The 15,595-nt window shown below is 59.4% G+C and carries 12 protein-coding genes; 4 read left to right on the top strand and 8 right to left on the bottom strand.

What is annotated here, in order from left to right; genetic code table 11:
- The first annotated feature begins 53 nt into the window (after positions 1-53).
- From ppnN to DSD31_RS05070, 4 genes are all read left to right on the top strand, one after another.
- On the top strand, positions 54-1,421 hold the full coding sequence (ppnN, locus tag DSD31_RS05085; protein WP_004867006.1) for a nucleotide 5'-monophosphate nucleosidase PpnN: 1,368 nt from the start codon (positions 54-56) through the stop codon (positions 1,419-1,421).
- A gap of 574 nt (positions 1,422-1,995) precedes the next feature.
- Entirely contained in the window at positions 1,996-3,285 is a 1,290-nt protein-coding gene (locus tag DSD31_RS05080) for an HAAAP family serine/threonine permease (protein WP_004867007.1), read from the top strand.
- A gap of 55 nt (positions 3,286-3,340) precedes the next feature.
- Positions 3,341-4,708, top strand: coding sequence for an L-serine ammonia-lyase (locus DSD31_RS05075; protein ID WP_004867008.1), 1,368 nt, complete (start codon positions 3,341-3,343; stop codon positions 4,706-4,708).
- Positions 4,709-4,862: 154 nt separating this feature from the next.
- On the top strand, positions 4,863-5,801 hold the full coding sequence (locus tag DSD31_RS05070; RefSeq protein ID WP_004867009.1) for a sulfonate ABC transporter substrate-binding protein: 939 nt from the start codon (positions 4,863-4,865) through the stop codon (positions 5,799-5,801).
- Between the two features lie 40 nt (positions 5,802-5,841).
- Here DSD31_RS05070 and DSD31_RS05065 read toward each other — a convergent pair whose 3' ends face one another.
- The 8 genes from DSD31_RS05065 to ssuD form a co-directional block, all read right to left on the bottom strand.
- Positions 5,842-7,065, bottom strand: a complete 1,224-nt coding sequence (locus DSD31_RS05065; protein ID WP_113990865.1) for an acyl-CoA dehydrogenase family protein — start codon at positions 7,063-7,065, stop codon at positions 5,842-5,844.
- 10 nt (positions 7,066-7,075) lie between these two features.
- On the bottom strand, positions 7,076-8,497 hold the full coding sequence (locus DSD31_RS05060; RefSeq protein WP_004867011.1) for an MFS transporter: 1,422 nt from the start codon (positions 8,495-8,497) through the stop codon (positions 7,076-7,078).
- A 170-nt stretch (positions 8,498-8,667) separates the two neighbouring features.
- A complete protein-coding gene (locus DSD31_RS05055; RefSeq protein ID WP_069476471.1) occupies positions 8,668-9,546 on the bottom strand; it encodes a MetQ/NlpA family ABC transporter substrate-binding protein in 879 nt (292 codons plus the stop codon).
- Positions 9,543-10,241, bottom strand: coding sequence for a methionine ABC transporter permease (locus DSD31_RS05050; protein ID WP_004867013.1), 699 nt, complete (start codon positions 10,239-10,241; stop codon positions 9,543-9,545). Before DSD31_RS05050 ends, DSD31_RS05055 begins: the two co-directional genes overlap by 4 nt.
- Positions 10,238-11,257, bottom strand: coding sequence for a methionine ABC transporter ATP-binding protein (locus tag DSD31_RS05045; RefSeq protein WP_071359746.1), 1,020 nt, complete (start codon positions 11,255-11,257; stop codon positions 10,238-10,240). Before DSD31_RS05045 ends, DSD31_RS05050 begins: the two co-directional genes overlap by 4 nt.
- On the bottom strand, positions 11,254-12,660 hold the full coding sequence (locus DSD31_RS05040; RefSeq protein ID WP_004867015.1) for an LLM class flavin-dependent oxidoreductase: 1,407 nt from the start codon (positions 12,658-12,660) through the stop codon (positions 11,254-11,256). Before DSD31_RS05040 ends, DSD31_RS05045 begins: the two co-directional genes overlap by 4 nt.
- A gap of 71 nt (positions 12,661-12,731) precedes the next feature.
- Entirely contained in the window at positions 12,732-14,129 is a 1,398-nt protein-coding gene (locus tag DSD31_RS05035) for an FAD/NAD(P)-binding protein (protein WP_015585852.1), read from the bottom strand.
- A gap of 46 nt (positions 14,130-14,175) precedes the next feature.
- A complete protein-coding gene (ssuD, locus tag DSD31_RS05030) occupies positions 14,176-15,348 on the bottom strand; it encodes an FMNH2-dependent alkanesulfonate monooxygenase (RefSeq protein ID WP_004867017.1) in 1,173 nt (390 codons plus the stop codon).
- Positions 15,349-15,595: the final 247 nt, after the last annotated feature.

Below are 15,595 nucleotides of genomic sequence, written 5' to 3'. Positions count from 1 at the left end.
AGCAAGGCTATTGTAATCACAGGAAGACGATAATCGTCCTGTAAGGAGTTCACTTGATTACACATGTTAGCCCGCTTGGTTCAATGGATATGCTGTCACAGCTGGAAGTGGATATGCTTAAACGCACCGCCAGCAGTGACCTCTATCAACTCTTTCGTAACTGCTCGCTTGCTGTACTCAACTCGGGGAGCCTGACCGATAACAGCAAGGAGCTGCTGTCTCGTTTTGAAAACTTCGATATCAACGTGCTGCGCCGTGAACGCGGCGTGAAGCTGGAACTGATCAATCCCCCGGAAGAGGCCTTCGTTGACGGGCGTATTATCCGTTCCCTGCAGGCCAACCTGTTTGCCGTACTGCGCGATATCCTGTTCGTTTACGGACAGATTCACAACACCGTTCGCTTCCCGAATCTCGATCTTGAAAGCTCGGTGCATATCACCAACCTGGTGTTCTCTATTCTGCGTAACGCCCGTGCGCTGCACGTCGGCGAAGCACCGAATATGATTGTCTGCTGGGGCGGCCACTCGATTAACGAAAACGAATATCTGTACGCCCGTCGCGTCGGGACCCAGCTGGGTCTGCGCGAACTGAATATCTGCACCGGCTGCGGTCCGGGCGCGATGGAAGCACCGATGAAAGGCGCCGCGGTCGGTCACGCCCAGCAGCGTTACAAAGACAGCCGCTTTATCGGCATGACCGAGCCATCAATTATTGCCGCCGAACCGCCTAACCCGCTGGTTAACGAGCTGCTGATCATGCCGGATATCGAAAAACGTCTTGAGGCGTTTGTCCGTATCGCCCACGGCATTATTATCTTCCCGGGCGGCGTCGGCACCGCGGAAGAGCTGCTTTATCTGCTGGGGATTTTAATGCACCCGGCCAACACATCGCAGGTCCTGCCGCTGATCCTCACCGGTCCGAAAGAGAGCGCCGACTATTTCCGCGTGCTGGATGAGTTCATCGTACACACGCTGGGCGAATCGGCACGTCGCCACTATCGCATCATTATCGACGACGCCAGCGAAGTGGCGCGCCAGATGAAGAAAGCGATGCCGCTGGTGAAAGAGAGCCGCCGCGAAACCGACGATGCCTACAGTTTTAACTGGTCGATTCGTATCACCCCGGATCTGCAAATGCCCTTCGACCCGACGCACGAAAACATGGCCAACCTCAAGCTTTATCCGGATCAGCCGGTTGAGATGCTGGCGGCAGACCTGCGGCGCGCGTTCTCCGGTATCGTGGCCGGCAACGTCAAAGAGGTGGGTATCCAGGCGATTGAAAAATTCGGCCCTTACAAGCTACACGGCGATCCGCAGATGATGCGTCGGATGGATGACCTGCTGCAGGGCTTCGTCGCCCAGCACCGCATGAAGCTTCCGGGCGGCACTGCGTATATTCCTTGCTACGAAATCTGTTCCTGATAGCTAATCTGTCATCTCGGGTTACGGCGCATGCTGCCGTAATCCGGTTCTCCCTCCTCCCGTATTAAACTCCCTTTACTCCCTTGCCCCCTTTACCTCCTCTGACCACGTTTAACCTCCTTTAACGGCTGAGGCCCGCTTTCCCAATGATTCATTTATTTTAAGAATGCTTTGTAACTTTTTCACAAAGCCAATCGTTTGCGTTTCCATAAGAAGCAATAAATATCACTGATAAAAAGGCATTTAAGCGCGAAAACATCGTCAGTATCTCATTTTTACAGTAAAAACATCGTTATTAAGCCTCCCTTCTTTTATCTCATATCCTGTAAATGGTAGCCTTCGCGCCACAAATACCTGGCTGATCACCAGAAACAGACTGTTGAACTAAAAATACCCACATCGAAAGTGGATTATTGCAATTGGGATCGCGATCACTGATGCATTTACCAGATAAATGTATCTTTCCGCCCCACTTGTTACGGAGAAAATCATTAAAAAACCGTAATCAAACGCATTTCATATTACTTAATTGATTTTAATCATTATATTTGGTCGCTTCCTCCAGGAGATACAGATGGAAACCACTCAAACCAGCACTATCGTAACGGGTGAAACCCGTAGCGGATGGCGCAAAACAGATACCATGTGGATGCTGGGACTGTACGGTACGGCAATCGGCGCAGGCGTATTGTTCCTGCCGATTAATGCCGGCGTCGGCGGTATGATCCCCCTGATCATCATGGCAATTCTTGCTTTCCCGATGACCTTTTTCGCCCACCGCGGAATGACCCGTTTTGTCCTTTCCGGTAAAAATCCGGGTGAAGACATCACGGAAGTGGTAGAAGAGCACTTCGGTGTCGGCGCAGGTAAGCTGATTACCCTGCTCTACTTCTTCGCCATCTACCCGATTCTGCTGGTTTATAGCGTGGCTATCACCAATACCGTCGAAAGCTTTATGACCCACCAGCTGCAGATGACCGCGCCGCCGCGGGCGATCCTGTCGCTGATTCTGATTGTGGGCATGATGACCATCGTGCGTTTCGGCGAGCAGATGATTGTTAAAGCGATGAGTATTCTGGTGTTCCCGTTCGTTATCGCTCTGATGATCCTCGCACTGTACCTGATTCCTCAGTGGAACGGCGCGGCGCTGGAAACCCTCTCCCTGAACAGCTCGACCTTTACCGGTAATGGTCTGTGGATGACTCTCTGGCTGGCGATTCCGGTGATGGTGTTCTCCTTTAACCACTCGCCGATCATCTCCTCCTTCGCCGTGGCGAAGCGTGAAGAGTACGGTCAGGGCGCAGAGAAGAAGTGCTCCAGCATCCTGGCTCGCGCTCATATCATGATGGTATTGACCGTGATGTTCTTCGTCTTCAGCTGCGTACTGAGCCTGTCTCCGGCCGATCTGGCAGAAGCAAAAGCGCAGAACATCTCGATTCTGTCTTACCTGGCGAACCACTTTAACGCACCGGTTATTGCCTGGATGGCGCCGATCATCGCGATGATTGCCATCACCAAATCCTTCCTCGGCCACTACCTGGGCGCACGTGAAGGCTTTAACGGCATGGTGATTAAATCCCTGCGCGGTAAAGGCAAATCCATCGAAATCAATAAACTGAACAAAATCACGGCGCTGTTCATGCTGGTGACCACCTGGATTGTGGCCACGCTGAACCCAAGCATTCTCGGCATGATCGAAACCCTCGGCGGCCCGATTATCGCGATGATTCTGTTCCTGATGCCGATGTATGCCATCCAGAAAGTCCCGGCCATGCGCAAATACAGCGGCCACATCAGCAACGTCTTCGTTGTGATTATGGGCCTGATTGCTATCTCCGCGATTTTCTACTCTCTGTTCAGCTAATCTCTCCCCCGCGCCGCCAGCAGGCGGCGCGCTCCCCGACAGTACTGGATGCAACATGATCAGCGTATTCGATATTTTTAAAATCGGCATTGGCCCTTCCAGCTCCCATACCGTTGGACCAATGAAAGCGGGCAAGCAATTCACGGACGATCTTATCGCGCGCGGGCTGCTTGCCAACGTCACCAAAGTCGTTGTCGACGTTTACGGCTCCCTTTCCCTCACCGGTAAAGGCCACCATACCGACATCGCCATTATTATGGGTCTTGCGGGCAACCTGCCTGACAGCGTTGATATCGACGCCATCCCGGCGTTCATTCAGGACGTCAACACCCACGGCCGCCTGATGCTGGCAAACGGCCAGCAGGAAGTTGAATTCCCGGTCGACCAGTGCATGAATTTCCATGCCGACAACCTGTCGCTGCATGAGAACGGTATGCGCATTACCGCCCTGGGTGGCGACAAGGTGCTCTACACCCAGACTTACTACTCCATCGGCGGCGGGTTTATTGTCGATGAAGAACATTTCGGCCTGAGCAATGAAGCGCCGCCCGTGGTGCCTTATCCGTACAAAAATGCGGCCGACCTGCAAAGACACTGCCGCGAAAGCGGGCTCTCGCTTTCCGGCCTGATGATGCAAAACGAGCTGGCGCTGCACACCAAAGAAGAGCTTGAGCAGCACTTTGCCGCCGTCTGGGAAGTGATGAGCGGCGGTATCGAGCGCGGCATTACCACCGAAGGCGTACTGCCGGGCAAGCTGCGGGTTCCGCGTCGTGCCGCCGCCCTGCGCCGGATGCTGGTTAGCCAGGACAATACCAACAGCGACCCGATGGCGGTGGTTGACTGGATCAACATGTTTGCCCTGGCGGTCAACGAAGAGAATGCCGCCGGTGGACGCGTAGTGACCGCGCCGACCAACGGCGCCTGCGGCATCGTGCCGGCGGTACTGGCCTATTACGACAAGTTTATCCGCAAGGTGAATGCCAATTCGCTGGCGCGTTATCTGCTGGTAACCAGCGCTATCGGCTCGCTGTATAAGATGAACGCCTCAATTTCCGGTGCCGAAGTCGGTTGCCAGGGCGAGGTCGGCGTGGCCTGCTCAATGGCGGCAGCCGGTCTGACGGAGCTTCTGGGCGGTAGCCCGGGCCAGGTGTGCATCGCGGCGGAGATCGGCATGGAACATAACCTGGGTCTGACCTGCGATCCGGTTGCCGGCCAGGTACAGGTTCCCTGCATCGAACGTAACGCTATCGCCGCCGTCAAAGCGGTCAACGCCGCGCGCATGGCGCTACGCCGCACCAGCGAACCGCGCGTTTGTCTCGATAAAGTGATCGAAACCATGTATGAAACGGGCAAAGATATGAACGCCAAGTACCGCGAAACCTCTCGCGGCGGCCTGGCAATGAAAATCGTCGCCTGCGATTAACGATACATGCCCGGCAGCCGATTCTGCCGGGCAGCTTCCCCGCAACATCGTCTCCCCCACCAGGTATTTCAGTTATATAAATTACAATTTAGTTATTTATTGGTTATAAAGACAATTTGTTACCTTACGGCAAACCGCCAAAGGAGAACATATCATGTCCAAAAGGTTGCATCTGGCCGCGCTGCCGCTGCTGCTCGGGCTGTCTGCGTCCGCGCTGGCTCAGGCGCCGGAAACCGTGAACATTGGCTATCAGAAGGCCAATATCTTCGCCCTGCTTAAGTATCGTGGCACCCTCGATGAGACGTTTAAAAAACAGGGCATCGCCGTACGCTGGGTGGAATTCCCGGCTGGCCCGCAGATGCTGGAAGGGCTGAATGTCGGCAGTATTGACCTCGCGGCCACCGGCGATGCGCCGCCGGCCTTTGCCCAGGCCGCTCAGGCGGATCTGGTCTACCTCGCGCACTCGCCGGCAAACCCCAAAACCGAAGCTATCGTGGTACCGGAAAACTCGCCGATTCACAACGTGGCCGACCTGAAAGGTAAGCGCGTGGGGCTGAATAAAGGTTCTGACGTCAACTACCTGCTGGTGGCCGCGCTGGAAAAAGCCGGGCTGAGCTATAAAGATATCACCCCGGTTTACCTGCCTCCGGCCGATGCCCGCGCCGCCTTCCAGCGTGGGGCGATTGATGCCTGGGTTATCTGGGACCCGTACCTTGCCGAAGTTGAAACCAACGCTAAGGCGCGGCAGATCCGCAACGCTGAAGGGCTGGTACCGCACTACACCTTCTATCTCGCCAGCCGCAAATTTGCCGAAAACCACCCGGATACCGCCAAACAGGTGGTGGATGAGTTACGCCAGCTCAGCGACTGGGCGAACGCCCATCAGGACGACGCCGCCGGAATTCTGTCAACCTCCACCGGGCTGGATAAGGCTATCTGGCTGAAAGCGCTCGCCCGCCTGCCCTACGGCGCCGAACGCATGACGCCCGCGGTCTATAACGAGCAGCAGGCGCTGGCGGATACCTTCACGCGTATCGGCCTGCTGCCGGTGAAAGTGGACGTGCGCAGCGCCACCTGGTCGCAGGATAAATAACCCTTGCCGGCGACGGGCCTCCCCGTCGCCTTCCCTCTTGCTAACCCTGCGCCTTTTCGCCGTCGCCAATCTGCCAGATAAAGGTCGGCGCCTCGCCGTTGACCAGCCAGTTGCCGATATTGCGCGCTTTGTAGATAACCGGGTTATGCGAGGCCACGGTACGCGCGTTGCGCCAGTGGCGATCGAGCGCTTTACCCACCCGGGTGTCCGACGCGCCGAGAACGTTAAACAGCTCGGTCGCCGCACGCGGCACCCATTCGCTGGCAACCACCTGCGCCTGCGCCGCTTCGACCTCCGCCAGCCGATTACGCTGTTCAATCAGCGCCTCGTCGCCGCTGGCATGAACAATATAGGCCTGCTGTAAAGACTCCGCCGCCTGCAGCACCGCCGCACGGGTCGCCCACACCCAGCTGCTGATTTGCCCGACCACCTGCAGCACCTGAGGATCGTCGCGCGGCACGGCGGCATTGCCGTGGCTGTACATACGGGAGCGTTTTTTCACCCCTTCGGCGGCATCGCGTTCTACCGCCAGGCCGATACCCGCCAGCGTCGCCAGTAAGATATGCTGATAGAAGGCGGTCTGGTAGCGAAAGCGCTCGGCAAAATCATAGACATGTTCCTGCTCAACCAGGGCCTGCTTAAAGCGGGTGGTGCCGCTGCCGGTCAGACGCTGACCAAAGCCATCCCAGTCGTCATCGCGTTCCACCGCGCTCTGCCGGGTGCTGACCAGTGCGATGACATCGCCGTGGTTGTCGCTGCGGCGGGCAAAGACGTCAATCCAGTCGGCGTACAGCGTCCCGGTGCTGTAAAACTTCTCGCCGCTTAAGCGCCATCCGCGATCATCCGGCGTCACCTGAGTATTCACCTCCCCAAGCTTCACCGCCCCCGTTTCGGTCCAGCCGCTGCCCACCAGCTCCCCGTCGAGAAAACGTTGAAACCAGCGATCGCGCTGCGCGGAGTCCGGTTGATTCAGGCGATCTTCAACAAAGGCAAAATGGGCGCGCAGCGCCTGCGGCAGGTTCGAGTCAGCCTCGGCGAGCTCAATCAACAGGGCAATCAGCTGCGGCAGCGACGCGCCCCAGCCGCCCTTTTCCCGCGGAATACGCACCGTGCCAAAGCCCGCCTCCTTCAGCCAGCGAATCTGCTCGTCGGGTAAAATACGGTGCTGTTCACGGTTCGCCGCCCCCTGCGCAATGCGGGAAAAAATCGGCCGGAAGGCCGCGGCCAGCTGTTCATAATCGGTACCGGTAGAGAGTAATGTCATCATCTGTTCCTTAATGGTGGCTATCGTCAATATCGTGACGCGTCGGCTCGTGGCGAACCGCAAGCAGGAAGAAGATCGGAATAATGGCGGCCAGCGACACCACCCAGAACATCTGCGTGCCGAGGGAGGCCTGCAGCAACGGCAGCACGAACAGCGCCAGCGCGCTGCCGATCCCGGAGAGCGCCCGGCTGAAGCCGACGCCGGTGGCGCGAATCGCGGTGGGATAGGAGAGCGCCGGATAGATCATCAGCTGCGCGCCGGGGCCGAAACCCTCGGCAAACAGCCACAGCCCAAGCATCGCAATTGCCAGCACCACCCCGACGGTGGCCTGCGGCTGGCCGACCAGAGCAAGGACAATCAGGGCGATAAACTGCAGCGCGAAGCCGGCAATCGCCACGTGGCGCGACGGATATTTCCACGCCAGATGCATCCCCAGCAGCCCGCCGGTAAAGGCAAACAGCGCGTTCAGCCCCAATGACGCGGAGATGGTTTCAAACACCCCGGCACCGAGAAACTGGGCGAGGATCGACGGCAGGAAAAAGGCGATGGCGGTGTACTCAAAGGAGATACAGATATTCATCACCCCGGCGACGATGGTGCGCTCGCGGTACGGCTTTGCAAACAGTACACGGAAGCTCACTTTCGGCGGCGGCGCGGGGCGTTCAGCCGGCGCTTCATGGGCGGCAATGCCGTAAGAGTCGCGCAGAATACGCACCGCCGAAGCCAGGTCTCCCTGGTTTGCCGCCCACAGCGGTGACTCATTCATAAATTTACTGCGCACGGCGATAATCAGCAGCGCCGGGACGGCGCCAAACAGCAGCGAGGCGCGCCACAGCCAGTCGAGGTGCTCCTGCGGCAGCAGGAAATAGAGGCCGAAGATAATCAGAAAGCATACCGTTGAAGCGGCGTACCACATCGGGCACCAGGCGGCGAGGCGCGCGGCCTTGTTACCTTTGCCGGTAAAACGGGAGAATTCAGCGAGGTAGGACATGGCGACCGGCAGATCGATGCCCACGCCGATGCCCATCAGGAAACGCGCGCCGATCAGCACCCAGACGTTGGGGGCTAGACCTGCGGCGATGGCCGAGACGACGAAAAACAGCATGTCGGCCATAAACACCGAATAGCGGCCATATTTATCCGTCAACCAGCCGCCGATTAAGTTGCCGATAATGGTACCAACCATAATGGATGAGGTGACCAGGCCGGTCAGCAGCGGCGAGAGCTGGAATTCACGTACCACGTCGTCGATGCCGTAGGAGAGCGTGGTTAAATCATAGGCGTCGAGAAAGACGCCGCCGAGAGCGAGGAAGACAATCATCCGCGCATATTTAGCCTGATCCTTGCCCGAATTGATCAGCCGCGCCACATCCCCGACGCTACTCACCGGTGCGGAGGCCACGCCGGGATTATCAACAGACAGCGTACTCATGTTTTCACCTTGTTATGTTGTGCAGGTGATCGCAGTTATAGGCCGTCAGCCGATAAAACCCAACCAATAAAAATGCATATAAAAATCAATATATTCAATAAGTTAATTAAATAAAACAACAAAAACAGGACGTGCTTCCGCCCGTCCTGCAAGGTCATCGATTGGCAAACTTATTCTGCGGAAACGGGCACCAGCACATCCTTAACCAGCGGGTCATCGGTGGTTTTCAGCCAGCTCTGAATGCGCGGGTCGGAAAACGCCTGCTGCAATTTGACAATATTCTCCTGCGACAGATAAGGCGTCCCGATAACCAGCTGCGACGCAAAAGTCCGCGGCGCAGGCGGGAATAAGATGCCCTTATCGCGCGATACTTTCCCGGCATCAAACTGCGAGACATAGCCGATTGCCGCGTCCACCGAATTGAGCGCCCGCGGCATGGTTAACAGGTCCAGCTCTTTGAAATTAAACTGATGCGGGTTGCCGACGATATTTTTCAGCTTCGCCGTGCGCGGCTCTACCGCCGGGTCGAGCGTAATCAGGCCGATGCGCTGCAGCAGCCACAGCGCCTGTCCCTGGTTGGCGCCATCATCCGGCACCACGATCGTCGCCCCGTTCGGCAGATCCTTAACCGATTTATAGCGATCGGAGTAAATGCCAAAGGCCCACTGGAACACCGGTACCGTGGTGGAAAGCGCGAAGCCGTTGGCATCCACCACCTGCTTCAGCCACCACTGATGCTGATAGATGGTTCCCGCATATTCCCCTTGCGCCACCGCGCGATCCGCCTGCACCGGATCCTGCACCCCCACCGCCTCCAGCTTGAGGCCGTAATCCGGCGCAATATGCTGGCCGATGTACTCAATAATTCGCTGTTCACCGGCCATCGCCGGCTCATAGTGAATTTTCAGGGTGGTGCCGAACACCACCTGCTGCGACTGGGCCTGCCCTCGCCACCACCAGAAGGCGACGGCCAGCGACACAATCACTACCAGCGCCGCCAGCCACGGCCAGCGTCGGGCCTTACGTAACTCAAACTGTTCTGTTGTCATGAAGCGATCCCCTGCGTGTGGCGAAGTTTGTTGACCAGACGGTCACCGAAAAATTGAATCAGCTGGATAGTGGCGATCAGCGCGATAATGGTGGCGATCATGATGTGATTGTCGAAGCGCTGGTAGCCGTACACCACCGCCAGATAGCCGATGCCTCCCGCGCCGATGGTGCCGGCAATGGCGGAGTATTCGATCATCGACACCAGGTTGAGCGTCACCGCCGCCACCAGCGCCGGCAGGGCTTCACTCAGCTGGGCGCTGCGGATAATCTGCCAGCGCGAGCCGCCGCAGACGATCCCCACGGCGGTGACCTCCGCCGGCAGTTCGCGCAGCGCGTTTTCCACCAGCCGGCCGAAAAATGGCACCCCGGCGGCAATCATCGGCACCACGGCGGCCGGAATGCCAATCGTCGTCCCGGTGAGCCAGAAGGTGAAAGGAATAATCGCCGCCATCAGCACCAGAAACGGCAGAGAGCGCCCCATATTCACTACCCAGTTCAACACCCGGTACAGCGCGGCATGCGGGAATAATCCGCGCGGCGAGGCATTGAATAGCACCACCCCGACCACGCCGCCGAGGGTCACCACAAACAGCATCACAATGGCCACCATCAGCCAGGTTTCGCCGTAGGCGGGCAGCAGCAGCGTATGGATCTCGCTCCAGGGGGTATCCTGGCTGATTACCGAAGGTTTCATACCGCCTCCTGTAGTTCGGGCGCGCCGTCAAGCACCTCCGCCGCGATACCGAGCTGCGCCAGCAGCGCCAGCACCCGCGCCGCCGGCAGACGCTCGCCCTGAAAGCGCACCCCCACCTGTAACCTTCCCGCCAGCCGGCCGTTGATCGTCTCAACGTGGCCGCCGAGCAGGTCGATCTGCAGCGCAAACTGCTGGCTCAGGCGGCTGATCCAGTCGGTGGCCACCGGCACATCCCAGCGATAGCTCAACCGCAACAGCAGATCGCTATGGGCCGCCACCGGAGAGAGCGGCAGCAGCTGCTGACCCAGTAGCGAATCCGGGCGCGCCAGCAGCTCTTTCACCTGACCAAACTGCACAATTGCGCCATCACGAATTTCCGCCACCGCATCCGCCGCCGCCCGTACCGCGTCCATCTCGTGGGTAATCAGCACGATCGCCAGGCGATACTCATCGCGCAGGCGTTTAAGCAAATTGAGCACCGCGGCGGTGGCCTGCGGGTCCAGCCCGGAGGTGGCCTCGTCCGCCAGCAGCACCGACGGGCGCAGCGCCAGCGCACGCGCAATACCAATCCGCTGACGCTGGCCGCCGGAAAGCTGCGCCGGCCAGGCGTCCGCCTTATGACTCAGCCCAACGCTTTCCAGCAGTTCGCCGACCCGGGCTTTAATATCGCGCTCGACCACCCCGAGGTATTCCAGCGGCAGGGCGATATTTTGCCAGGCCGTTTTACGATTGAGCAGCGCGGAGGACTGAAAAACGGTACCGATCGTGCGCCGCTCGCGACGCAGCGCCTCGCCGCTGAGCAACGACAGGTCGTTGCCGTTAACCCGGATGCTGCCGCTGTCGGGACGCTCCAGCAGGCTGATAAGGCGCGCGAGGGTCGATTTTCCCGCGCCGCTCGGCCCCACCACCGCGGTGATGGAGCGGGTCGGTACCCGCAGCGACAGCCCTTTCAGCACCTCGCTGAACCGCCCGTCTGCCGTACGATAGCGCTTATGCAGGTTGTCTATTTCGATCATGTCACCTTCTCCTCTGCCCCGACATCGATGCGGGTACCACGCCGGTATCCGGCGCCCGGATGCGGCGCCACCAGTCGCGGCCCGGCGCCAAACAATTTTTCGCGCAGGGTGCCTTCGCGATACTCCTGCTTAAAGACGCCGCGTTTTTGCAGTTCGGGAATGAGCAGCTCCACCACATCGCGGAAGGTTTCATGGGTGACGGCATACGCCAGGTTGAAACCGTCAACATCGGTCTCCTCAACCCACGATTGCAGCTCGTCGGCGACGGTTTGCGCACTGCCGACAATCAGCGGGCCGAAGCCGCCGATCCCCACCCAGTCGGCCAGCGCCTGTACCGTCCACTGACGATCGGGATCGGCGGTGGAAAAGGCTTCAACCGCCGACTGAATGGCGTTGGTATGCAGGTATTTCAGTACCTGATCCGGCTGATACTGTCCGAAGTCGATCCCGGTCCAGCCGGAGATCAGCGCCAGCGCCCCTTCATAGCTGACATAAGATTTATACTCCTGCCATTTGGCCTGCGCTTCGCGGTCGGTTTCACCGACGATCGCCGTTTGCAGGTTGAAAATCAGAATGCTGCGCGGGTCGCGCCCGGCTTCGGCGGCGCGACGGCGAATATCCGCTACCGTCTTTTTGAGCAGCACTTTCGACGGCGCGGCGACAAACACGCACTCGGCGTGCCCGGCGGCAAACTGCTTCCCGCGGCTCGACGCCCCGGCCTGATAGAGCACCGGCGTGCGCTGCGGCGACGGTTCGCAGAGGTGGATCCCCGGCACGGTGAAGAAGTTGCCCTGGTGGTTGATCGGATGAATTTTTTGCGGATCGCTGAAGATCCCGCGCTCGCGATCGCGCAGTACCGCGCCATCTTCCCAGCTCCCTTCCAGCAGCTTATAAACCACGTCGAGATACTCATCGGCGTAGTCATAGCGCGCATCGTGATCGGTCTGCGCCTGATGGCCAATATTGCGCGCCCCGCTTTCCAGATACGAGGTGACGATGTTCCAGCCCACCCGGCCCTTGGTCAGGTGGTCAAGGGTCGAGAGACGGCGGGCAAACGGGTACGGGTGCTCAAACGACAGCGAGGCGGTCAGGCCAAAGCCGAGATGCTCCGTCACCAGCGCCATCGGGGTAATCAGCGCCAGCGGATCGTTCACCGGCACCTGCGTCGCCTGGCGAATGGCGGCATCGCCGTTGCCGTTCAGCACATCGTAGATGCCCAGCACGTCGGCAATAAACAGGCCGTCGAACTTACCGCGTTCCAGCAGACGCGCCAGGTCAACCCAGTAATCAAGGTCCTTATACTGCCACGAGCGGTCGCGCGGATGGGTCCACAGCCCCGGCGACTGGTGACCGACGCAGTTCATATCAAAAGCATTCAGGCGAATTTCACGTTGTGATGACATAGCGCTCTCCACGGTGCATTCCATCAACGGAACGCACGCTTAACACATCAAGGAATAAGGGGAATGGGGGGTTAAATCGTGGGACATCGGGCGGATTGCCCAATCCCCAGCGCCTGTAAAGCCTCAGCGGCGACGGCAGCAGCATGATCGGCAACCTGCGGCAGCCCCATCAGTTCGCCAAAATAGCCGCGAGCCGCCGGGCCAGAGATCAGCAGATTGGGTATCGCGCGCCCCTCCCGGCCAATCGCCCGGGAGTGAGCATCAACGTCCAGCCCAAGACCCAGCTTATCGGCGCGAATCAGACCGCGCCGGGCCAGTTCGCGCAGCAGCGGCTGGCTGTCGATCAGCCCGCCGTGGGCCGGGCCGGTAGTCAGAATCAGGCGATCGACCGTCAGGGCAATGCGCTCGCCCTCTCGCAAGGTCAGGGTAAGCGTCAGGGAACGAGCCTCGCTCTCCAGCGCCGTCAGCCGTGCGGCCAGCACCTTCAGGCTCCCCTCGCGCTGACGTTGCTCAATCACCTCGGCGACCTGCGGCGCAATGCGATAACGATGCACATCCCAGTAACGCCGCAGATGACGCAGGAAGCGCTGACGGTCGGCAAACGTCAGGGTCTGCCAGATGCGCTGTCCCTGCTGACGTACCGCGTCCAGCACCACCTGCCAGGGAAGCCCCTGCTCTGCCGCGCGGAGCACATCGGCGCGCACCAGCCGCAGCCGCTGACGGAGCGAGCCCTGATCGTACTCACCCGGCCAGGGCGCCGCAGCGCTGCCGGTGTTGCCCCGGGATAACAGACCGCGGCGCGAAAAGGCGGTAATCGGCCCGCGGTGGCCGAGCCGGGATAGCGTGGCGATGCAATCCGCCATCGTCAGCCCGGTTCCCATCACCGCCACCCGCGCATCCGCGGCGATCGGGGTGAGAGTGTCCGCACGCCACGGGTTGGCAATCAGCGCCGGGTGGTCGTGAAAAGGCACCGCCAGCCGCGGCAGCGCCGGCGGCGGATGACTCACCGCCAGAATCAGCAGATCGCTTTGCAGCCGACGACCGGTATCGGTGGTGATAGCGCTCTCGTCAAAATCCAGCGCCTGTTCACGCAGGTGAACCAGTCGCCCGCCGCTCGTCCGTACCGCCTCGGCAAAACGCTGGCTGACGTAGCGCCCGAACTGGCCGCGCTGGGGGTACAGCGAGCCGTCTTCACGCCGCGCCTGCGGATCGTCAGCAAAAGCAGGCTGACTACGGTACCAGCGGTCAAAAGCGCCCTCTTCCTCACCGGCCAACTGCATCCGCGAGGCGGGCACGTTGATTCGGTGGCTGGGTTCAGCGGTGGAATAGGCGACGCCCGCCCCGGGAACGGTACGCGGCTCCAGCAGCGTTACCCGTAGCCCTTCCGGCATCAGACCAAGCAGATGAATCGCCACCGCCGCGCCGCTAAAGCCGCCGCCGACGATCGTGATATGAGGTTCAGCTGGCATAGGTCACCGCCTTATAAAAGAAGAAGCGAAACATAGCGACCTCCGCTCAGCTGGCGCTGACCTGTTTTACCGGGCGCTTATCGCCGCCGATGGTTTCACCGAACGGCCCGGTATTAACGCCGCGCGCTTTTGGCTGGGCGTTGCTGGCCAGCGGCAGCAGCGGCATCACCAAATCGGCAAAGCGGTGCGCCTCTTCCAGATGCGGATAGCCGGAGAAGATAAAGTTAGTGATCCCCAGCGCCTGATATTCACGGATGCGCTCCGCCACCTGCTGCGGATTACCCACCAGTGCCGTCCCCGCCCCGCCGCGCACCAGCCCGACGCCCGCCCACAGATTTGGCGCAATACGCAGATTGTCGCGGGAGCCGTTGTGCAGGGCGCTCATCCGCGCCTGACCTGCGGAATCCATACGCGCGAAGATCTTCTGCGCCTGGGCAATGGTGTCATCATCCAGGTGGGCAATCAGCCGGTCGGCGGCGGCCCAGGCCTCCTCTTCCGTTTCACGGACAATCACATGCAGGCGAATACCGTATTGCAGGGTACGTCCGCGGGCGGCGGCGCGTTCACGGACGATAGCCAGCTTTTCCGCCACCAGCGCCGGCGGCTCCCCCCAGGTCAGATAGCTATCGATTTGCTCAGCGGCGACGTCAATGGCCTCCTCCGACGAGCCGCCAAAGTACAGCGGCGGGCCATCTTCCTGCACCGGCGGAAACAGCACTTCCGCCCCTTCGACATGAATATGCTCCCCGCGATAGTCCACCTTTTCGCCTTTTAGCAAACGGGAGTACACGTCGAGAAATTCGCGGGTCACCTGGTAGCGTTCACTGTGGTTGAGGAAGATCCCATCGCCTTTGTTCTCCACCGGATCGCCGCCGGTCACCACGTTGATCAGCAGTCGTCCCTCCGACAGACGATCGAGGGTGGCCGCCATCCGCGCCGCCAGCGTTGGCGGCTGTAGCCCGGGGCGCACCGCCACCAGATAGCGCAGGCGACGGGTCAACGGCGCCAGCGCCGACGCCACCAGCCAGGAGTCCTCGCAGCTTTTCCCGGTCGGAATCAGCACGCCGTAGTAGCCGAGGCTATCGGCGGCCAGCGCCACCTGCTGGAGATAAGGCAAATCCACCGGGCGGCCGCCTTCGGTAGTACCCAGATAACGGCCATCGCCGTGGGTGGGCAAAAACCAGAACACATTGATCTTCTCGCTCGCTTTCTGCGTCATTATCCATTTCCTATATAACCATATTCGATATTTATCGAAGAGATGTTTTAATTTGGTTATATGAGTGTTAGCGATTATCGTGCCAACGACGAGATAAAAATAAATCAAATAAAATCAAATAATTAAAAAACACAGCCGACATCCATGCTGTTGCAAATGCGTCAGCGCCTGCGTGGGCACTGACGCATTTGCAACAAACCGGCGGCGTCCCCCTCTGGTGTCTGTCGCCGGCAGAGGATAAGTTCAA

The sequence above is a fragment of the Klebsiella sp. X13 genome (assembly GCF_003323835.1).
Lineage (GTDB): Bacteria > Pseudomonadota > Gammaproteobacteria > Enterobacterales > Enterobacteriaceae > Klebsiella > Klebsiella ornithinolytica.
This window is presented reverse-complemented; position numbering and strand designations above follow the sequence as displayed.